Genomic DNA, 21,211 nt, shown 5'->3' on the forward strand with positions numbered 1-21,211 from the left:
GGGTGCGGATGCGCCCGGCGTTCCCTCCCTGGTTACGGTTGGTGTTCCATGCATGCACGTCCCGTGGTTCCCGGCTTGCCGGCGCTGGTGTTGGCTGCCCTGATCGGCACCATGGCGATGATGTCCTTCGTCGCCGTCATCGGCCCGGTGGTCCGCCTGCTGGGCCTGTCCGAATGGCATGCCGGTCTATCGGTCACGGCCGCGGGCGTGTTGTGGATGCTGGCCGCGCGCCCGTGGGGCCAGCTCAGCGACCGCATCGGCCGCAAGCGCGTGCTGATGCTGGCGATGAGTGCCTACACCGTGGTCTACATCGCGCTGGCGGTGTTCATCGATGTCGCGCTGCAGACAATACCGCCGGTGCTGGTCTCGGTGCTGGTGCTGGTCGGTGCGCGTGGCCTGATCGGCCTGTTCTACGCGGCTGTGCCGCCGACCGCTGCCGCGCTGATCGCCGACAAGGCACCCACCGGCCAACGTGCGAAATTCCTCGCCCGCCTGGGCAGCGCCAACGCGCTGGGGATGGTGCTGGGTCCGGCTGCTGCCGGATGGCTTGCCTACAAGAACCTGCCGCTGGCGCTGTACGTGGCTGCGCTGTTGCCGCTGCTCGCGCTGGGCCTGCTGGCCTGGCGCCTGCCGGCCACGCCGCCGGTGGCAGCCGCACACAGCCGCAACCGCGTACCGCTGTCGCGCCTCGACCGGCGGCTGCGCCTGCCGCAGATGGCCGCGTTCGTGGCGATGGTGTCGGTGACCATCGCCCAGGTCACGGTCGGCTTCTTCGCCATTGATCGTTTCGGCCTGGATGCAGCCGAAGGTGCACGCATGGCCGGCATCGCACTGACTGCAGTCGGCGTGGGCCTGATCCTCGCGCAGGGGCTGGTGATGAAACTTGACGTTCATCCCCGGCGCTGGATCATCCTCGGCGCACTGATCGCAGGCATCGGCTTTGCGTCGGTGGCGGCGGTGCAGCAGACCTGGCAGTTGCCGGCGGCCTACGCGCTTGCAGCGTTCGGCATGGGCTTCGTGTTCCCCTCGTTCCAGGCGTTGGCCGCCGACGCGGTGCAGGCGCACGAACAGGGGGCGGCGGCCGGCACCGTCGCGGCGGCGCAGGGGCTGGGCATGGTGGCCGGGCCGATGCTCGGCACCCTGTTGTATCGCGGCGGCGCCAGCCTGCCTTACCTGCTGGTCGGCGTGCTGCTGCTGGTGCTGTGCGTGCTGGCCGCAGCGTATCGGATGAAGGAGACCCCATGAACGATTCCCTGATGCAGGGCGCGTGGCCGGAGGCTGCGTCGATGCTGCCCGAGCCCACCGCCGAAGCGTCGCTGTTCCTGCTGCGGCAGGCCGATCAGCAGATGCACGCGCGCGGCTGCCGCGCACCCTTGCCGACCGGTGCGCTGGCCACGCTGGCCGAGCGCGTGGCGACGTTCTTCGCGCAGCAGCGCGGTGGGCCGGGCCTGCTGGTCGGCGCGGTGCCGTTCGAGCCGCGCGCCGATGATGCGTTGTACCAGCCCGAGCGCCTGCTGCCGGCGTTGCCCGTGCAGTCGCAGGCGGCGCCGGCGCTGTCCGGAGCGCTGACTGCCGAGCCCTCGGCGCAGGCGTATGCAGCGGCCGTGGCCGACGCAGTCAGCGCGATGCGCGCGCCGGACCCGGAGCTGCACAAGGTGGTACTGGCGCGCAGCCTGTTGGCGCACACGCAGCAGGCGCTGTCACCGGAAATGCTGCTCGCCCGCCTCGGCACCGATCCTTCGGTGGCGACCTACGCCGTGCCGCTGCCGGTGGACGTTGGCCAGGCGCCGGCATGGCTGGTGGGGGCGACGCCGGAGCTGCTGCTGCGCAAACGCGGTGCGCAGGTGCTGTCACATCCGCTGGCCGGTTCGGCCCGGCGCAGCGCCGATCCGGTTGCGGACGAGCGCGCCGCGCAGGCGTTGCTGGCATCGGCGAAGGATCATGACGAACACCGGCATGTGGTCGACGCCATTGTCGATGGCCTGTCGCCCTGGTGCAGCCATATCGAAGCGCAGCCGCGCCCGGTGCTGCACGCCACCGCCAGCATGTGGCATCTGGGTACGCGCATCCACGCCACGCTGAAGGACGCTGCTACGTCGGCGGCGACCCTGCTGGCCGAGCTGCATCCCACCCCGGCCGTCTGCGGTACCCCGCGGCTGCAGGCACTGCAGCGCATCCGTGCGCTGGAGCCGGTGCCGCGCGGCTTCTATGCCGGTGCGGTGGGCTGGCTGGATGCACAGGGGGACGGCGACTGGTATGTGGCGATCCGCTGCGCGCGCCTGCAGGGCACCCAACTGCGCCTGTATGCCGGCGCCGGCATCGTGGCCGACTCGCAACCCGAGGCCGAAGTGGCCGAAACCGCCGCCAAGTTTGCTGCCCTGCTGAACGCATTGGGCGTGCAGGACCCGCTGTCCCTGATCGAGGTATCCGCATGACGCCGTCCACCGTTGATTCGCGCCTGCCGCTGCAACAGCAATGGCCTGAAGCGCTGGTCGCGCGCTATCGGGCCGCAGGTCATTGGCGTGGCGAAACCTTCCCGGGTTTCCTGCGCGAACGCGCCGAGCGCCATGCCGATGACATCGCGGTGGTGGCTGGCGATGTGCGCCTGAGCTATGCGCAGCTCTGGCATGAGGCCGGGCGCATCGGCGCCGGGCTGCTGGCGCGGGGCCTGCAACCCGGTGAGCGCGTGCTGGTGCAGCTGGGCAATACGGCCGGTTTCATCGCGACGGTCTGTGGCCTGTTCCGCGCCGGGCTGGTGCCGGTGTACGCGCTGCCGGCACATCGCATCACCGAGCTGGCCCACTTTGCGCGCAAGGCCGAGGCCAGTGCCTACATCAGTACCGATGTCCATGAAGGCTTCGATCATCGTGGCCTGGCGCGCGCGCTGCAGGCGGAAGTGCCGGCGGTACGCCACGTGCTGATCGACGGCGATGCGGCCGAGTTCGTCGCGCTGGAATCGCTGCAGGGCGATCGCAGCCAGCTGCCGGCCGATCCTGATCCGCAGTCGGTGGCGTTCCTGCAGATCTCCGGTGGCAGCACCGGGCTGTCAAAGCTCATTCCGCGCACGCACGACGATTACATCTACTCGTTCCGCGCCAGCAACGAAATCTGTGGCATCGACCGCGACAGCGTGTACCTGGTTGCGCTGCCGGCAGCACACAACTTCCCGATGAGCTCGCCGGGTTTCTTCGGTGCGCTGTACGCCGGCGCCCGCGTGGTGCTCAGCCCGGGCCCTGGCCCGGATGCGGCATTTCCGTTGATCGCGCGCGAGAAGGTGACCTGCTGTGGTCTGGTGCCGCCCCTGGCGCTGCTGTGGGCGCAGGCGGCGGCGACCAGCCGGCTCGATCTGTCCAGCCTGCGGGTGCTGCAGGTCGGGGGAGCGAAGCTGGTGCCGGAAGCCGCACGGCGGGTCATCGATGGCCTCGGTTGCACGTTGCAGCAGGTGTTCGGCATGGCCGAAGGCCTGGTCAACTACACCCGGCTGGATGACCCGCAGGACCTGGTCGTCGCCTGCCAGGGTCGGCCGATCAGCGAGGATGATGAAGTGCGCGTGGTCGACGACCACGACCAGCCCGTTGCCGAAGGCGAGGTCGGGCATCTGCTCACGCGCGGTCCGTACACCATCCGCAGTTACCACAATGACGGGGCGGCCAACGCGCGCTCGTTCACCGACGACGGCTTCTACCGCACCGGCGACCGCGTGCAGCAGCTGCCCGGCGGCTATCTGGTGGTGCAGGGCCGTGCCGGCGACCACATCAACCGGGCGGGCGAGAAGATCTCCGCCGAGGAGATCGAAGACCATCTGCTGGCCCATCCCGGCGTATTCGACGCCGCCGTGGTCTCCATTCCTGACGACTACCTGGGCGAGCGCAGCTGTGCCTTCGTGATCCAACAGGGCGAGGCCATCAAGGCGCCGGCGCTGAAGGCGTGGATGCGCGGGCGTGGCCTGGCCGCCTTCAAGGTGCCCGATCAGATTGTTTTCGTGGACAGTTTCGACACCACGGCGGTTGGCAAGATCAGCCGCCGCGAACTGCGCGCGCAGCTGCGCGCGCGTCATCTGCAACAGACAGGAGGAACGCGCTGATGGCGCTGCCCCGCATTACCCCGTATTCCCTGCCGACCGCTGCGGAACTGCCGCAGGCGCGAGGCGCTTGGCGCCCCCAGCGTGATCGTGTTGCCTTGCTGGTACACGACATGCAGCGCTATTTCCTCGCCGCATTCGACGCCGGCAACGCGCCGCTGCAGCCGGCGGTGGACAACATCGCGCGCCTGCTGGGACATTGCCGTACGCACGGCATTCCGGTGTTCTACACCGCCCAACACGGCGACCAGGACCGCCGCGACCGCGGCCTGCAGGCAGACCTGTGGGGCCCGGGCATGGGCCGGCGTGCCGACCACGAGCCGATCATAGACGCACTCGCGCCGCAGCCGGGCGAGCATGTGCTGGTCAAGCACCGCTACAGCGCGTTCCAGCGCAGCAATCTGGAAACGCTGATGCGCGTGCGTGGCCGCGACCAGCTGCTGATCACCGGCGTCTACGCGCATATCGGATGCACCGCGACGGCGGTGGAGGCATTCCAGCGTGACATCGAGACGTTCATCGCTGCCGATGCCGTGGCCGATTTCTCGCGTGCCGACCATGACCAAGCGCTGCACTGGATCGCCCGCACCTGCGGCGTACCGATGACCACCGACCAGTTGCTGGAGGCAATGTGATGAACGCGACGACCGAAACCCTGACCCTGGAGCGCATGCGCGCCGACGTCGCCCGCGTGCTGGACTGCCACGCGGCCGACATCGGCGATGATGACAACCTGATCGATCTGGATCTGGATTCGATGCGCATGCTGGGGCTGGTGCTCGCCTGGGGCAACACCGGGCTGCCACTGGAGTTCTCGCAGCTGGCCGAACACACCACGCTGCGCCAGTGGTGGGCGGTGGTGCAGCAGCTGCAGGCCGCGCAGACGGCATGAACGGATCGCCGCTGCCGCTGACCGAGGCGCAGGCCGGGCTGTGGTTTGCCCAGCGGCTGGCACCGCAGAATCCTGCATTCAATACCGCGCACGCGGTGTGGATCGAGGGTCCGCTGGATGTGCCGGCGTTCACCGCTGCCGCCAACCAGGCCGCCGTCGAGGCCGAGGCGCTGGCGTTGCGTTTCGCCGAGGCCGAGGACGGCCAGCCCGTGCAGTGGCACGAGCCCGCGCGGGTGCCATTGCTGCAGCTGCGCGATGTCGCCGCGGCCGATGATCCGCAGCAGACGGCGCGTGCGGCGATGCTGGCTGACCGCTGCAGCGCGGTCGACCCGACCCGCGACCGGCTGAGCCAGCAAGTGCTGTTCAACCTGGGTGGCCAGCGCTGGGCCTGGTACCTGCGCGTGCATCACCTGGCCACCGATGGCTATGGCATGGCGCTGTTCACTGACCGCGTCTGCGCCCTGTATGCGGGGCGCACCGGTAGTGCGCTGCCAGGGTTGGCGGGCGTGCTGGCCGATGATGCCAGCTACCGCAGTGATGCGCGCCGCGACGTCGACCGGCAGTGGTGGTTGCAGGCGCTGCAGGGCGCCCCGGCCTCCACCGGCCTGGCCGGCACCGCCGCGGCCAGTGACGATGCACTGCGCTGGGTGCAGCCGGTGGACCCCGCGTTGCGCGAGCGCCTGCTGCAGGTCTCGGCATCGTGGCTGCAGCCGTGGCCGGATGTGCTTGCCGCGTTGGCCGCCGAGTATGTGCGTCGCATGAGCGCGTCCGAGGAAGTCGTGCTCGGGGTGCCGTACATGGCGCGGCTTGGCAACGCGGCGGCGCGGGTGCCGGCGATGGTGATGAACGTGCTGCCGCTGCGGGTAGCGGGCGGCGAGGGCGGCGTCGAGGAATTCTGCCGGCGCATCGGGCGCCAGCTCAGCCAGAGCCGCAAGCATGGGCGCTACCGTGGCGAACAGCTGCGTCGTGACCTCGGCCTGGTCGGTGCACAGCACCGTCTGCATGGGCCGTTGATCAATGTACAGCCGTTCTACAAGCCGCTGGCGCTGCCGGCTGTGCAGGCCTCACTGGAAGTGCTGAGCACCGGCCCGGTTGACGACCTGACACTGGGCTTCCGTGGCGATGGACAGACCCTGCTGGATCTGGAGATTGAAGCAAACCCGGCCCTGTATGGGCTGGATGACATGAAGGCGCATGCCCGGCGGCTACTGCATTTCGTGTCGGCCGCGCTGCTGGCCGAAGACATCGCGACGGTGCCACTGGCCACGCCGGAAGAATCCAGGCAGGTCGTGCATGGCTTCAATGCCACCACGCATGCGCTGCCTGACACGACCCTGGTCGAACTGCTGCAGCAGGGCATGGACCGCGATCCGTCGGCAGCGGCGCTGGTGTTCGGCGATACGACGCTGGAACATGCTGCGCTGGAGGCGCGCAGCTTCGCCCTGGCCGCGCAGCTTCGCTCGCTGGGCGTGGGCCCGGGCACGGTCGTTGCCGTAGCGCTGCCGCGTTCGCTGGAACTGGTGATTGCGTTGCTGGCGGTGCTGCGCGCAGGCGGCGCGTACCTGCCACTGGACATTGCCCATCCCGCGGAGCGTCTGGCGCGCATCTTGGCGTCGGCGCAACCGGTCTGCGTATTGGCAGAGGCCGGCGTGCAATCCCGTCTTTCAGATGTGCTGGTGCTGCCGCCGGAGCAGTGGACCGATGTGAGCTTTACCGCACCCTGGCCGGGCCCGACGGGCGACGATGCGGCCTATGTGATCTATACCTCCGGTTCGACCGGCGAGCCCAAGGGCGTGGTGATCGAACACCGCGCCATCGTCAATCGCCTGCTGTGGATGCGCGAGCACTATGGCATGGGCGCCGACGACCGGATTCTGCAGAAGACCCCGGCAACGTTCGACGTATCGGTCTGGGAATTCTTCCTGCCACTGCTGTGCGGCGCGACGCTGGTGTTGGCGGGGCCGGACGCACACCGCGACCCGACCGAGCTGGCGCGATTGATCCGCGTGCATGGTGTCACCACCGCACATTTCGTACCGTCGATGCTGGATGCGTTCCTGGCTGCACCGGCCTCACAGGACCTGCGGCTGCGGCGCGTGTTCACCAGTGGCGAGGCGCTGGATGCCGCGCTGCGCGACCGCTTCCATGCGCGGGTGCATGCCGAACTACACAATCTGTATGGGCCGACCGAAGCGGCAGTGGATGTGAGCTGGTGGCCAGCCTCGGCTGATGACCGCTCGCGACCGGTGCCGATCGGTTTCCCGGTCTGGAACACCCGCCTGTATGTGCTGGACGCACGGATGCAGCCCGTGCCGGTGGGCGTGGCCGGTGACCTGTACCTCGGCGGTGTGCAGTTGGCGCGCGGCTATCTCGGCCGCGACGATCTGACTGCCGAGCGCTTCCTGGCGGATCCGTTCCTGCCGGGTGAGCGCATCTACCGCACCGGCGACGTGGCACGCTGGCGGAACGACGGTGCGGTCGAGTACCTGGGGCGCAGCGACCATCAGGTAAAACTGCGCGGCCTGCGCATCGAACTTGGCGAGATTGAAGCAGCGTTGCGCGAGCTGCCTGGAATGGACCGGGTGGAAGTGCTGTTGCGCGATGATCTACCCGGCGAGGCGCGGCTGGTCGCCTATGTGCCGACGGCGCTGCTCGATGCAGCGGCGCTGCGCAGCCATCTGCTGGCGCGGGTGCCGGACTACATGGTGCCGTCTGCGTTCGTGGGCGTGGATCATTGGCCGGTGACCGCCAATGGCAAGCTGGACCGGTCTGCGCTGCCGAAACCGCCGCAGCAGGACGTTGCGGGGCAGGCGCCGCGTACGCCGCTGGAGCAGGAACTGGCCGGGCTGTTCGCACAGGCGCTGGGGCGTGAACTGCCGGTGGCGGTTGATGTGGATTTCTTCAGCATCGGAGGCGACTCCCTGTCGGCCGTGCACCTGCTGCTGGCCATCGAGCAGCGCTGGCGTTGCGAGCTGGGGCTGGGCGCGCTGTTCGCGCAACCGACCGTAGCCGCGCTGGCGGCACGCATTGCCGAGCCGCCCGCACGCGCCGATCACGCGCTGGGGCCGGTGATTGCGCTGTCTGCATCCGACGAGGCAACTGCAGCCCCCCTGTTCGTGCTGCACCCGGCAGGCGGCATTGCCTGGAACTATCGCGCACTGGCCCGGGCGCTGCAGCCAACGCGCGCGGTGTACGGGCTTCAGTCGCCCGCGCTCGACCCCACGCAGCCGCTGCCAGGCAGCATCGAGGCCATGGCCAATGACTATGTGCAGCGGGTGATCACGCTGCAGCCACAGGGGCCGATCCATCTGCTCGGCTGGTCGGTGGGGGGCATCCTCGCGCAGGCGATGGCCGTGCGCCTGCACGACATCGGTCGCGAGGTCGGCGAACTGGTGCTGCTCGATGCCTATCCCAGCGAATGCTGGCGTGCCGAACCGGAGCCCGACCCGATCGCGGCGCTGCGGGCGCTGTTGGCCATCGCCGGGCATGACCCGGACGCGCATCCGGAACTGGACGATCGCGCGCGCATCCTCGCCTTCCTGCGGCGCGGCGGCAGCGCGCTGGGCAGCCTGCCCGAGGTGGTGCTCGACGGCGTGGTACGGGCGGTGACCGGAACCAATCGACTGATCCGCGAACACCAGCACCGACCCTTCGTCGGAACGCTGGCGCATGTGCGGGCCGGACGCGATCATCAGGCACGGCCGCAGTTGCAGTCCGCGCTGTGGAAGGCACATGCGCTGCAGGTGGATGCCATCGAGCTGCCGTTCCTGCACGCCGAATTGACCGGGCGTGATGCGGTGGCGCAGCTGGCACCGTGGTTGTCGGCGCGGCTGCAGCAGTGGGACAGGCAACAGGAGAGCGCAACATGCAGCTGACGGGTTTTGAAGGAAATGTGGCGCTGGTGACCGGCGCAGCCGGCGGTATCGGTGCGGCGCTGGTGGGACAACTGCTGGACGCAGGGTGCCGGGTCGTGGCAACCGATCGCGAGCGACCCGCGCTGGTGACCGACGATGGGCGAGTGCAGGCTTTCGCACTGGACGTCACCGACGGTGCGGCCGTGGACGCCCTGGTAAACCAGGTGGAAGCCACGGTGGGACCGATCATGTTGGCGGCCAGCGTGGCGGGCGTGCTGCATGTCGGCGAGGTCGTGGACACCCGTGACGCGGATTGGCGCAGGGTGTTCGCGGTCAATGCCGATGGTGTGTTCCATGTCGGCCGCGCACTGGCACGGGTGATGTCGCCGCGACGGCAAGGTGCCATCGTGACCGTCAGTTCCAACGCGGCGGGCGTGCCACGGCATGGCATGGCCGCCTATGCTGCCTCGAAGGCGGCGGCGACGATGTTCACCCGCTGCCTGGGCCTGGAGCTGGCGCCGCTGGGCATCCGCTGCAACATCGTTGCGCCGGGCTCCACGCTGACCCCGATGCAGACCGGCATGTGGGAAGACGAGCAGGGCGCGGCACGGGTGATCGCTGGCAATCCCGTGACCTACAAAGCGGGCATTCCCTTGCGCAAGCTGGCCACGCCGGAGGACATCGCGCAGGCGGTGATGTTCCTGCTGTCCGAGCAGGCCGGGCACGTGGCGATGAGTGACCTGTATGTGGATGGTGGCGCCACGCTGCGCGGGTGACGGGGCCGGGCGCCGCCGGGCAGGGTTCATGAGTTGCCGGCCAGCGGCCGGCACTACCAAGGGTTAGCGGCGCGGGATTTTCCTGTCGGGTAGTGCAGGCCGCTGGCCGGCAACCTCAGCCAATCGGCAGGAGGATCCTCATGGAATCTCGCGCTGTTCCCCGACAGCCAATGATGGCCGCTTGATCCACGATGGGCCATGAGCAGCGATCTCCTGCGCCATGGGCGGCGCTCCATCATCGGTCAGGTCTATGTGCTGACCACGACTACATGCCAGCGCCGCCGACGCTTTGAATGCGGCGCTACGGCAGGTTGCGTCTCCAGCCAGTTTGAGGAACTGGAGCGACAAGGCCTGGTCCAGTCACTGGCATGGGTGGTGATGCCGGATCATGTGCATTGGATGTTGCAACTGCGTGCGTCGGGGCTGTCGGGCATCGCCCGTCGGTTCAAGTCATCCAGCGCGTTGGCGTTGAATCGGCTGACCGGTCATCGTGGGTGGTCTGGCAGCCCGGGTACTTCGATCATGCGGTCAGGGCAGAGGAATCGTTGCATCGCCAGGCTCTGTATATCCTGGGCAATCCCATTCGGGCGGGCCTGGCCAGGGAGATTGGCGAGTATCCCTACGCGTGGTCGATCTGGTAGTGCCGGCCGCTGGCCGGCAACCAGGTGGTGCGTCCGGAGGTTCATGAAGTTGCCGGCCAGCGGCCGGCACTACCAAGTGTCGGGGTTTGTGAGATTGCCGGCCAGCGGCCGGCACTACGGCAGGGTGAGCCGATACACCAGCACCCGGTTGTCGTTGTCGTACGCACTGTCGCAGTGCTCGCCCTGCATGCGGCAGTTGCGGGCGGTGAAGTCGTTGTCGTTGCCGATCAGCAGCAGTACGTCGTTCGGGTGCTCTGGATCAAGCGCCGGCAACACATCCATCGCCTCCCATTTCTCCGACAGCAATCCCGGGTGAGGGCCACGCCCTGTGTCCAGGTCCAGCCCGGCCCGGGCCAGCTGCGGCCGGTCGAGCAGGTTCAGCACCTCTTTGACGTTGGCGGGCACGATGCCGGTCTTCAACATGGCGTCAGCGGGATTGGCCAGCACCGATGCCGTGCCGGTCTCATAGGCCGTGTCCACCAGATTGGAGGCCTGCCCCACGTTCACCAGCAGCACCGATTTATAGACGATCGGGTCGTTGCCCTCCTTGCCCAGTCCATTGCCATCGCGCGCCAGCATCAGGAAACGCTCGTTGTCCAGCGCACGCAGTTCGCTCTGTGCAGCGGTACGGTCGAGCTTGCCTTTGCCGTCGTGGGCGTAGGCGGGCAGGATCATCACATGGTGGCCCACCGGTTGCGTCGGCGTCGGGTTGGCAGACACGTCGTAGACCAGCACGCGGGTGTTGATGCGGCCGGCGGCATTGCCCGCCGCGCTGTCCTGCATCAGCGCGCTCTGCAGGGCAACGAACAGCCGTGTGCCGTCGGGCGACAGGCCCATGCCTTCCACGCCCTGGTTGTTGCGGCGCCCGGTCTGTGGCGGGGCCAACGATCCAAAGGCAGGCTTGCCATCACGTTGTGGCTGGATCGCCTGCGGCGGCACGATCACGCCCTGCAGCTGGCCCTGTGCGTTGAAGTAATAGACGTTGGCGGTGTACTCGTCGCCGATGTAGAAGTGGCCGTCCGCAGTGAACTGCAACGATTCGGCATCAAGTGCGACTTTGCCGGCCCCCGCGCCCACGGCCGGCGAGGGCAGCACAACGCCACGCTGGATGATGGTGTGATCACCCGGGTCGGCACCGGTGAATGGCTGGCCGTTGTAGTCCTTCAGCACCAGCCCCTTTTCCGGCTTCATCGTCAGCCTGCCGAAGCTCTCTGGCGTGTCCGCAGGCCAGTCGATGCGCAGCTGCATGCGCTCCAGGCGGCCGGCGTAGTCGTAGAACAGGCCGGCTTCCGGATCGTTGCGACCGCGGTCGGGCAGCGTCCACAGCACTCCTTCATAGCCACGCGCGGTGCGCCGCCACGTGCCCGGCTGTACCGCCAACGACGAGAACGAGCCCAGCGTATCGCCGAGGAAGTCCACGGTGCCGGCCGGCAATCGTCCGGCGGCGACCAATCCCTTGTCCACGTAAGTGAAGCTGGCCACGTCCACCGCGCGTGGTGGCACGCCGCGGGCTTCATGCGGTGCGTTGTAGCCGCTGACCGAGAGCGCGACCAACAGCAGGGCAGTAACGGGCATCAATGGACTCCTCGGCCGGCGATCAGAAACGGATGTCGATGGTACCGAACACCTGGCGAGGTGCCGACGCATGGAACACATACAGCTTGCCGGCCGGGTCGCTGGGGGCGAACACGCTCGAGTCCAGGTTGCTGGCGTAGCGCTTGTCACCCACGTTGGTCACGTTCAGCGACAGGCGCACGCCCTTGGCGAAGCCAACCTGACCGAAATCGTAGCCACCGGCCAGGTCGAACACGGTGAAGCCACCAAAGCCCTGGTCGTTGGTATAGGTGTAGAAGCGTTCGCCGGTGTACTTGCCGCGCAGGCTGGCGAACCAGCCGTTGTCGCGCCAGGTGATTTCGGTGGCCAGCAGCTGCTTGGGCGTGTCGGTCTGGATCTTGCCCTTGATCTGCTGCTCGACGCCGGTCTGGGTGTAGTTGGAGGCATATGTCGAGCGGTTCAGCGATGCCGAGGTGTACCAGCTGAAGTGCTCGTTCGGTGTCCACAGCACGGTCAGTTCAGCACCGCGACTGTCGACGCCGCCGACATTGTAGAAACGGTTGCCGCAGGTGGGGCCGACCGGCTGCCGCGAATCGCAGGGGTTGTACTGCAGCAGGCGATTGTCGAAGCGCACGCTGTAGGCAGCGACCGATGCCTGCAACGTATCGGTGACGAAGCGATAGCCCGCTTCCAGCGAGCGTGATTCTTCCGGCTTCAGGTTGCCCTGCGCGTTCCAGGTGGCTTGGCTGACCGCTTGTGGGCCAAGTTTGAAGCCGCCCTGGAACATGGCGATGTTCTCGGCGTAGCTGGCGAACACTTCGTGATGCTCGCTGAGGCGGAAGTTGGCACCCACGCTGGGCAGGAAATTCCTGCTGGCCTTCAGCGAACCGGTGGCGAACTGGTTGTTCGAGCTCGGCAGGATCGGTGTCTTCGCATCGCCCGGCAGCGCCTGCGCATCGGAGGTGGCGTGCGGGCTCTTGGCGCCGAATTCCAAGGTCAGGCGGTCATCGAGCAGGCGCCAGGTGTCCTTCAGGAAGAACTGGTGGGTCTTCCAGCGCGTACGCTGGGCGAACACGCCCACATCCGAGGGCAGGGTGTTCATGCCGCTGAGGTCGCGTGGACCGTCTACCGCCGTCTGGTAGCGTTCGGCGCTGCTGGTATTGCGTTCGTACCAGACGCCACCTTCGAGGCGGTGTGCGCCCAGCTCCCAATCGAAGGACAGCGTGCCGCCATCGCGGTCGATGGTGTAGATGGTGTTGCGGAAGATGATCGGGATTTCCTGCGCGGTGCCTTTGTTCGACCACGCACCGCTGTTCCAGTTGTGGCCTTCGCCGCGGTCATCGTGGTGGTAAGCCAGTGCCCGCAGGCTGAAGCCATCGGCCAGGAAGAAATCACCGGCCAGGTAGTACAGGTTGTCATCGCGCAGGATCTGCCCGGCGGTGAATGCGCCGTCGGCGTCCTTGTCCGGACCGCTGTTGTCGCACTTCTTCGCGTTGAGGCTGGCGGTGTTGCAGTAGGCCTTGGCCACGGCCTTGTTCCAGTCCGGCGCGTAGCCGCCCCAGTCCCAGCCCAGGCCGCGGGACATCTCGTCCTTGGACAGGTAGAAGTAGTCCGCCTGGCTGGTGCGCGAGGTGTCGACGAAGCCGGTGATCTGGCCGCTGCCGAAGTTCCACACACCCTTCGCGTTGAACTGCTTGGTAGTGGATTTGTTGTACGCGGTCTGGTCGTTCCACAGGTCGGAGACGGCGTTCATGCCCGACACGTAGCCGGAGAATCCGTTGTATTCGCCGCTGTCCACGCGCACGAAGGTGCGGCGGTTGGCATCGCTGCCGAAGGTCTGCACCACGCGGCCGCCCAGTTCCTGCGCCGGTCGGTCGGAGGTATAGGAAATGGTGCCGCCGAGGTTGCTGGTGGACGGCGTGCCGAGGCTGCCGATGCCCACCGCCAGTTCGGCGCCCGCCATGTTCTCGCTGATCAGCGCACGGTTGATGGTCAGGCCGTTGTAGTTGTTGTACGCACCATCGCCCAGAGGAACGCCGTCCAGCGTGTAGCCCAGGCGGGTGGAGTTGAAACCGCGCAGGCTCAGGGTCATCGACTGTTCGTTGGTGCCCAGCGCGTCGGCCGACTGCGCGTTGACGCCGGGCAGCAGGTTGAGTGTCTTCTGCAGGCTGGTACCCGGCGGCAGGATGTCCAGGTTCTCGCGGGTGATGCGCTGCACCTGGCGCGCCTCGCCACTGCCGATGACTGAAACCGCATCGAGTTCGGTGGCCGACGGCGCCTGCTGCGCCCACGCGGTCGGTGCAAGGGCCAGGGACAACGCAGCAGCCAACAGGGTCTTGGTCATGGAACAGGCACTCAGGCAAGCGCGAGCCGCCGCATGGAAGCGGAGCTCAGGCAGATGAAAGGGGAAACACGCGATGCGATCACGGGCGCCTTGGGCGCCGCGCGATCATCGTGAAAATGGTGCGCTAGACAGATGACTGTCTGGTGACATGGTCAACTGCGGACATCACGCGCGGGTAGTGCCGGCCGCTGGCCGGCAGCTGCAGGATGCTGCGGAGGGTTCATGAGGCTGCCGGCCAGCGGCCGGCACTACCGGTATCGGTCAACCCGCGTTGCGCGGCTTGCGTGTGCGTTTGGGTTTTGCTGCATCACCGCCGCTGGCGGCACCATCCTGCAACGCCTGCAGCCACGACAGCGTATCGACATAGTCGATGAAGTGGCGCAGATACCCGGGGCTGGTCGCCTGCATCGTGTCCAGCATGCGCTGCACCAGCACCGCCGAGTTCAGCGGGCCACCATCCGCCGGGGCTTCGGTGCGCAGCGAGCGGCGCACCTGCAGTTCGCTGCGCAGCTCGGACCACTCGCGGCGCACGTCGTCCAGCATCGGCACCTGCGGGTAGTGCAGCAGCGATCGCGACCCGGTGTCGAGGTCGCGCACCAGGGCACGCAATCCCTCCAAAGGCGAGGACTCAGCTGCCATTGCCGTTCTTCTCGCCCGGCGCAGCAGCCTTGGGCTTGGGAATCGGCGCGATCTCCACACGGCGGTTGCGCGCGCGGCCATCTTCGTTGGCATTGGAGCTGACCGGCTGCTCGCTGCCGAACGCGGCGGCGAACACCGCATCGGCCGGTACGCCGTCGGCGATCAGGGTACGGGTCACCGTCAGCGAGCGCTGCGCGGACAGCTCCCAGTTGTCGGCAAAACGGCGGTTGCCTTCCCGCACCGGTGCGTCATCGGTGAAACCGCTGACCATCAGGATCTCTTCGCGCGTGCCGAGATAGGCCGCCAGCGGCGCGGCCAGGCTGCGCAGCAGTTCCTGGCCTTCCGGCTGCAACTGGTCCGAGTTCAGCGCGAACAGCACGCTGCCGCTGATGCCGATGCGGCCATTCACCAGCGTCACCCGGCCGGCGGCGAGCGGGCCGGCCAGCGCCTGTTCCAGCGTCTGCAGGCGCTTGGCTTCGGCCTGGCGCTGCTTGACCTCCTGGTCCAGGCGCTGCGACAACTCCAGCTGCACGGCGACCACGCCGACCAGGATCAGCACGAACGCGCCCAGCAGCACCGACATCAGATCGCCGAATGCCGCCCAGATCGGGGCGTGTGAGCCGCCGTCGACCTCCAGCTCGTCGCTCATGCGCTGCCGGCCTTGCCGCGGCGCGCGGCCAGCTGCTGCAGTTCTTCCATCACCTGCTTCTGCGACAGCAGGCTGAGGTCGACCACCTCGCGCGCCTGTGCCACGTAGTACGCCAACTGCTCATCGCTGCGCGCCAGCGAGGCGTCCAGCGCACCGCCAATCTGCTCCAGGCGCCCGGAGAGCTCTGCCGAAGCGGTGCCGAACTGCTCGACGGCAGCCCCGAAGGTGCCGGCCAGCTGGCCCACTTCACCGGCACTGCCATTGAGCAACGTGGCGATGCCATCGAGCTTGCCGGTCTCGGCCGCGATATGGTCGCTGAAACGGCTACCGACGCGTTCCAGCAGTTCGGCCGAGCCTCCGACCAGTGCATCCACAGCGGTGCGCTGCTCGTGCGAGGCGTGGTTGATCGCGTCCAGCAGGGTCTGCACGGTGGCCAGCAGGTGGCCGCGTTCTTCCAGCATCTTGTTGTCGCGCACCAGGCTTTCGGACAGGGTGCTGCGCAGTTCGTTGATGACCTCGGCGGCTGCCTTCGGTGCCGCGGCCGCAGTCTGCAGCAGGGTGGACACTTCGGCCAGCGTGGCGCTGGCCTGGGCACGGCCGTTCTCGCCGATCTGCTGCGCGGTCTGTGCCAACGTGTCGCAGACCTGCTGCTGCTGTTCGGCAAGGCGCTGGCCATTGGCCTGCAGGCGCTCGGCCAGATCGGCCGAAACGCTCTGCAACGCATCGCTCCAGCGCTGCAGGCGCTGTTCGTCGCCTGCCAGCAGCTGGGCCTGCAACGCCGCGTGCGCCTGCTGCAGCTCGGTACTTACCGCGTCCCAACGCAGCTGGCGCTGCTGTTCGCGTGCATCCAGGCCCGCCTGCAGTTCGGCATGCGCCGTGGCGGTGGCGGCCTGTGCGGCCTGCCAATCCTGCAGGCGCTGTTGTTCGTGTTCCTGCAGCAGCGACTGGCCGGCGGCGTGGCGCTCATCCAGTGCCTGCAGCAGCGCCTGCGCACGGTCATCCAGGTGGCTGCTGGCATGCTGCAGCGCCTGCTGCTGGCGCTCGACCAGTTCACTGTTCAATGCATGCTGCTGTTCGGCAGCAGCGCGCCAGGCCTCGGCGTTGCTGCTGGCATCGGCCTGCAGGCGCTCGCCGATGCGTGCCACCAGGGCTTCACCCTGCGTGCTCTGGCCTTCGCTGAAGGACTGCAGATGCTGGCGCAGTTCGGCAACCAGCGCCTGCTGCGCGCCGGTCTGCTCGGCCACTACCTTGGCCCAGCTCGCTTCGGTCGCCACGCGGCTGCGCTCGAAGCCCTCGGCCAGACCATTCAACTGCTGCTGCACGGCCTGTTCGACACGCGAATGCAGCGCCTGGCCGTGGCTGGCCAGACCGGCCAAGGTGGTTTCGGCCATCGGTTGCAGCGCGCCACCAATGGCCGCAGCACTGGCTTCGGCCCCCTCGCGCAGCGACTGCTGCAGCGAGGTCGCCAGGCGTTCCTGCAACGCCTGGCTCTGCGTCAGGAACTCGGCCTGACCGGCCAGCAGGCGCTCATTGGCGGCCGCGCTGTGCTGTTCGAAGGTGCTGGTCATCGCCTGCAGGCGATCGATCAGCGTAGGCAGCGCCGCAGACTGCGACTGCAGCAGGCGCAGCGACTCGGCACGCTGCCAGGCTTGTGAATACGGATGCAGGTCAGTGGCGATGGCGCGGTCCAGCTGCTGCACCACCTGCAGGCGGTCACGGCGCAGCAGTGCCGACAGCAGGCCCAGCATGGCCGAGCTGGCCACGCCGGCGATGGACGTGCCGAAGGCCACCGCCAGGCCCTGCACCGGCGAGGCCAGCGAGCCGCGGATGGCCGCCATGTCGGTGGCGCTCTGCAGCGCCAGGCCGGTGCCGCGCAGGGTGTCCATCATGCCCAGCAGCGTGCCGAGCATGCCCAGCAGCACCAGCAGGCCTACCAGATAGGGCGTCAGCACCGGCGAGGGCAGGGCGGTGCGTTCGCCTTCCACGCGCAGGCGCACGGCATTGCGCAGGCCCAGCGGCACACGCTCCAGCCACGGTGCCAGGCTTTCCTTGGCCAGCGAAAGGTCAGCGAGTGCGGCGCGCAGGCCATTGCTGGCCTGCCGGTAGCGGTACAGCTCCACGCCACCGGCGATGTAGCAGGCTGCGATGATCGCTGCCACGGCTGCACCCAGCGGGTGCACCGAGACATAGCCGACGCCGATCCAGCACACGGCCAGCAGGCCAGCAAGGAAGACAAGGACGTGGAAAACAGTTCTGGACATGGTGTTCCGGTCAGTGTGAGCGCAGGGCGGCAAGCAGCCCCTGGATCGGGTGGAAGCGCAGTTGCAGCTCGGCGAGCAGCAGCGTGCGCATGTCGTGGCGGAAGGACGCGCGCCAGCCGGGCTGGCCGTGCACGCGTTCGAATCGGGCACCCAGCACCGCCGGGGCGGTGGCAAGCAGGCTGTGCTCGCGCGGGCTCAAGGTCTGTTCCATCACCGCATCGACCTCGGCCAGCCGCGCCAGCTCCGGTGACGCCTGCACCAGCTGGTCGCGCAGGCGGCCGCGCAGGCGGCCGGTAGCGGTCTGGATGGCCTGCTGCAGCACCCGGTAGCGCTGCCGCAACGAAGCGAAGTTCGGCGCGGCGGCGGCCTCGGCCAGGTCCAGCAGCCGCTCGGCCTCGGCATCCTCGCTCAGCGAGGCCAACAGGCTCGCTTCGGCCTGGGCGCAATCGGCCAGCAGGTCATCCAGCGCTTCGGCGGCCTCGGCCGGTTCAGCCAGGCGGCCATCCAGCGCCCCGGCAAGGGCCACGGCACGGCTCCAGTCCACCCACTGGCCGAGGCGATCGGTCAGGGCGGGACTGGAGGCCGGCATCGCGCCGTCGCTGAGACGGGCGAGCAGACGGAGGAAGTCCGGTCCATCCACGACCGGCTGCGCTGCGTTCGCCATCAAGGGGGTGGGGGCCAAAAACCGTTGATTTTACAACCAGATGAGGCCGGCCGTATGAAGGCGGGGGCGAGGGGCAGCACCGATCGGGCCACAAGGCTTAAAATGGTCGGCTGTACCACCGCACCCCGACTTCTGGAGCTTGAGATGACCGTTGCGCAGTTCTACCCGATCGGCACCCCCGGACAGCCCTGGGGCGACGCCGAACGCGCGCAGTGGCGGGCCCGCCAGCAGCGGCAGCGCAGCTACCACGAAGACGTGGTGACCGCGCTGGAGCGGCTGGACGAGCGCTTCGACGTGGTGCAGTACGGCCAGCTGGACTACGCCCCGGACCACTACCCGCTGTTTGCGGTGGTGAACCACGACTGGAACCCGGCCCTGCCGACCGCGCTGGTCACCGGCGGCGTGCATGGCTACGAAACCAGCGGCGTGCATGGCGCCCTGCAGTTCCTGGAGCAGCACGCCGAGCGATACCTGGGCCGCTTCAACCTGATCGTGGCCCCGTGCGTCAGCCCGTGGGGCTATGAGCGCATCCAGCGCTGGAACCCCAACGCCATCGATCCCAACCGCAGCTTCCGTGACGGCGGCCTGATCGAGGAAGCCGCCTCGCTGATGCGCTGGGTGGCCGAACGCAAGGCCAACATCCGGGTCCACCTGGACCTGCACGAGACCACCGACAGCGATCTGCACGAGTTCGACCCGGCCCGCTGCGCCCGCGACGGCAAGCCGTTCGAGCGCGACACCATTCCCGATGGCTTCTATGTGATTGGCAACAGCGAAGACCCGCAGCACGAATTCCAGAAGGCGCTGATCGCCGCCGTGGCTCCGATCACCCACATTGCCCCGGCCGACGCCGAAGGCAATCTGGTGGGCATGCCGCTGCAGTCGCTGGGCGTGGTGTGGGGCGAGTCGCGTTCCATTGGTGCATGTGCCGGCTTCACCGATGCGCTGTATGCCACCACCACCGAGGTGTACCCGGACAGCCCGCGCACCAACCCGCAGGAATGCAACGACGCCCAGGTGGCGGCGGTGTGCGCGGGGTTGGATTTCGCCCTGGCCAACTGATCGAGTACCGCATTGCGGCGCCGAGCCTTTGCTCGGCCGTTGCAGTGCGCAGCCGGGCCAGTCAGCTCCTTCTGCCCGCTGACGACGACTGTTGGACGCGTCGACCAAGCCGGGCACCGACGCCAGCGGGCAACCGCGCAGAGGTGCCGTCTTCGCCACGAGCATGGCTTCACGGCCCGCGAGCGATGCAATCGCGATGATGTTCTCTCCAGCGAAGCTGCGTGAGACACCATCGGGAATGCTCCAGAATCTGCTTCACCTTGCACCTCTGATCACCGCCGCCATGACCTGCGTAACGGCGCTGATCTGGGTGGTCTATCTGAGCGTGTTCCTGCGCAGCTACCGCCGCCAGCAGCGGCCATCCATTCTGATCACCTCCGGTGCGGGCAAGCATCTGGATGCGCACTGTTTTGTGACCAACCTTGGGTTGGAGCCGGTGTATCTGCTGGATGTGGTCATCGATCTGATCGAGCCGGGCGGCAAGGTCGTCCGCGCAGTCATTCCCGAGCGCACTGAACATTGGAACAACGCTGTCCCCGGAGAGGAGGAGGACATCCGGCGCGCCACCAACGTGGGGCCGCTCAGCAGCGGCGGAGAACGCGACCTGGGCCGCTTCCGCACGCTCATTGACCGTGCCGGCACTGAGAACCCGGACATCAAGGCGGATATCGCCTTCACCAGCCTGGAGGTGACCGTGGTCATCGTGACCGCCAGCCAGGCCGAGCTCTGTGGCGCCTCGCGCTGCTACCACATCGACCACACCGTGGAAGGCGCGCCCTGCCTCATGGCCAAGACCATCAAGGCCAAGCAACTGCAGGGCTGGTTGGCACGCAGGACCCTGACACGTCTGTTGAGTGCCCAGCTCAGGGCCAGCGGCGAAAGCTGAAGCAGCGCCCCTCTGCTTGGACAGCCGATCACGGCAACTCTCCGCTCTTCAGCGCATCACGATCCCGTGAACATCCTCACGACGTGGCACGCACCTTGTTGAACCGTTCACTGCCCCAGCGCCAGACGATGCATCCGGCCATCGGCTTGCGGCGTATGCCCTCATGCACGCAACGCTGTTGCCCTGCTGCTACGGATGCCCTGCATTCCCGCATGGCTGCAAGGCGGTGCAGTGATGGCAGCGAACGCTGCGCATTTCCCAGCCCGGTTGGGCTATCAACGAGGACACGAACATGCGTACCCAGATCCAGCGCCTGACCCTTGCCGCCACCGTCGCGGTTGCCTGCGCAACTGCCCCGGCCGCCTTTGCCGCCGACAACCCGATGGTGGGTGGCGTGCCGATGTACGCGAACAAGACCATTGTCGAAAACGCCTCCACCGCCCAGAACCTGAGCACCTTGGTGACTGCGGTGAAGGCGGCCGGGCTCGTTGACACGCTCAGCGGCAAGGGTCCGTTCACCGTATTTGCTCCGGACAACCAGGCGTTCGCCAAGCTGCCCGCAGGCACCGTGGAAACGCTGCTGAAGCCGGAAAACAAGGCCAAGCTGACCCAGGTCCTGACTTATCACGTGGTGCCGGGCACCTACACCTCCACCCAGCTGACCGCAGCAGCGCGCAGCCACGGTGGCAGCAGCACGCTGAAAACGGTGCAGGGTGAAGCGCTGACGGTGAAGCTGCAGGATGGCAAGGTCTGGGTGGTCGACGCCAAAGGTGGCAAGTCTGCGGTGACCACGGCCGACGTAAGGCAGTCCAACGGCGTGGTGCATGTGGTCGATTCGGTGCTGATGCCGAAGTAGGCCCAGGGCCGCAACATCGATGGCAGTGCGGGAGCGGCTGGTTTCACAGGCC

At 67.7% G+C, this 21,211-nt stretch carries 16 protein-coding genes and 1 pseudogene; 11 read left to right on the top strand and 6 right to left on the bottom strand.

Going from position 1 to position 21,211, the window contains the following annotated elements:
- Positions 1-48 precede the first annotated feature (48 nt).
- From AC07UW_RS07775 to AC07UW_RS07810, 8 genes and pseudogenes are all read left to right on the top strand, one after another.
- Positions 49-1,245 carry an MFS transporter gene (locus AC07UW_RS07775; protein WP_140226851.1) on the top strand — a complete coding sequence of 399 codons (1,197 nt, stop codon included), beginning with the start codon at positions 49-51 and terminating at the stop codon, positions 1,243-1,245.
- A complete protein-coding gene (locus tag AC07UW_RS07780; protein WP_032975325.1) occupies positions 1,242-2,435 on the top strand; it encodes an isochorismate synthase in 1,194 nt (397 codons plus the stop codon). The genes AC07UW_RS07775 and AC07UW_RS07780 overlap by 4 nt, the downstream gene beginning before the upstream one ends.
- The gene (locus AC07UW_RS07785) at positions 2,432-4,084 is read left to right on the top strand and encodes a (2,3-dihydroxybenzoyl)adenylate synthase (protein ID WP_495211775.1); all 1,653 of its coding nucleotides are present in this window, start codon (positions 2,432-2,434) and stop codon (positions 4,082-4,084) included. Before AC07UW_RS07780 ends, AC07UW_RS07785 begins: the two co-directional genes overlap by 4 nt.
- A complete protein-coding gene (locus AC07UW_RS07790; RefSeq protein ID WP_025878587.1) occupies positions 4,084-4,716 on the top strand; it encodes an isochorismatase family protein in 633 nt (210 codons plus the stop codon). Before AC07UW_RS07785 ends, AC07UW_RS07790 begins: the two co-directional genes overlap by 1 nt.
- Positions 4,716-4,973, top strand: coding sequence for a phosphopantetheine-binding protein (locus tag AC07UW_RS07795; protein WP_336028965.1), 258 nt, complete (start codon positions 4,716-4,718; stop codon positions 4,971-4,973). Before AC07UW_RS07790 ends, AC07UW_RS07795 begins: the two co-directional genes overlap by 1 nt.
- Complete coding sequence (locus tag AC07UW_RS07800; RefSeq protein ID WP_495211776.1) at positions 4,970-8,848, top strand: amino acid adenylation domain-containing protein; 3,879 nt, start codon at positions 4,970-4,972, stop codon at positions 8,846-8,848. Before AC07UW_RS07795 ends, AC07UW_RS07800 begins: the two co-directional genes overlap by 4 nt.
- The gene (locus AC07UW_RS07805; protein ID WP_223495293.1) at positions 8,839-9,603 is read left to right on the top strand and encodes a 2,3-dihydro-2,3-dihydroxybenzoate dehydrogenase; all 765 of its coding nucleotides are present in this window, start codon (positions 8,839-8,841) and stop codon (positions 9,601-9,603) included. The genes AC07UW_RS07800 and AC07UW_RS07805 overlap by 10 nt, the downstream gene beginning before the upstream one ends.
- A 198-nt stretch (positions 9,604-9,801) precedes the next feature.
- Positions 9,802-10,244, top strand: a pseudogene (locus AC07UW_RS07810) (REP-associated tyrosine transposase).
- 114 nt (positions 10,245-10,358) lie between these two features.
- On the opposite strand, the gene AC07UW_RS07815 reads toward AC07UW_RS07810, so the two are convergent.
- The 6 genes from AC07UW_RS07815 to AC07UW_RS07840 form a co-directional block, all read right to left on the bottom strand.
- Complete coding sequence (locus tag AC07UW_RS07815; protein ID WP_495211777.1) at positions 10,359-11,819, bottom strand: esterase-like activity of phytase family protein; 1,461 nt, start codon at positions 11,817-11,819, stop codon at positions 10,359-10,361.
- 22 nt (positions 11,820-11,841) lie between these two features.
- Positions 11,842-14,142, bottom strand: a complete 2,301-nt coding sequence (locus AC07UW_RS07820) for a TonB-dependent receptor (RefSeq protein ID WP_495211778.1) — start codon at positions 14,140-14,142, stop codon at positions 11,842-11,844.
- A 261-nt stretch (positions 14,143-14,403) separates the two neighbouring features.
- Positions 14,404-14,781, bottom strand: a complete 378-nt coding sequence (locus AC07UW_RS07825) for a DUF2894 domain-containing protein (RefSeq protein ID WP_033831301.1) — start codon at positions 14,779-14,781, stop codon at positions 14,404-14,406.
- A complete protein-coding gene (locus tag AC07UW_RS07830; RefSeq protein WP_025874313.1) occupies positions 14,771-15,430 on the bottom strand; it encodes an OmpA family protein in 660 nt (219 codons plus the stop codon). The genes AC07UW_RS07825 and AC07UW_RS07830 overlap by 11 nt, the downstream gene beginning before the upstream one ends.
- Entirely contained in the window at positions 15,427-17,691 is a 2,265-nt protein-coding gene (locus tag AC07UW_RS07835; protein WP_312308982.1) for a DUF802 domain-containing protein, read from the bottom strand. The genes AC07UW_RS07830 and AC07UW_RS07835 overlap by 4 nt, the downstream gene beginning before the upstream one ends.
- 10 nt (positions 17,692-17,701) lie before the next feature.
- Positions 17,702-18,355, bottom strand: a complete 654-nt coding sequence (locus AC07UW_RS07840; RefSeq protein WP_032975341.1) for a DUF3348 family protein — start codon at positions 18,353-18,355, stop codon at positions 17,702-17,704.
- A 144-nt stretch (positions 18,356-18,499) separates the two neighbouring features.
- Here AC07UW_RS07840 and AC07UW_RS07845 point away from each other — a divergent pair, with 144 nt between their 5' ends.
- The 3 genes from AC07UW_RS07845 to AC07UW_RS07855 all read left to right on the top strand — a co-directional run bounded on the left by AC07UW_RS07845 (position 18,500) and on the right by AC07UW_RS07855 (position 21,159).
- Entirely contained in the window at positions 18,500-19,417 is a 918-nt protein-coding gene (locus tag AC07UW_RS07845) for a M14 family metallopeptidase (protein WP_025874316.1), read from the top strand.
- Between the two features lie 91 nt (positions 19,418-19,508).
- Positions 19,509-20,303: a hypothetical protein gene (locus tag AC07UW_RS07850; RefSeq protein ID WP_157804391.1), complete on the top strand. Its 795-nt coding sequence runs from the start codon at positions 19,509-19,511 to the stop codon at positions 20,301-20,303.
- A gap of 292 nt (positions 20,304-20,595) precedes the next feature.
- Positions 20,596-21,159 (top strand): fasciclin domain-containing protein, encoded by a 564-nt coding sequence (locus AC07UW_RS07855; protein WP_025874323.1) that lies wholly within the window; start codon positions 20,596-20,598, stop codon positions 21,157-21,159.
- Positions 21,160-21,211: the final 52 nt, after the last annotated feature.

It is taken from the genome of Stenotrophomonas sp. GW821-FHT02D01 (assembly GCF_059421765.1).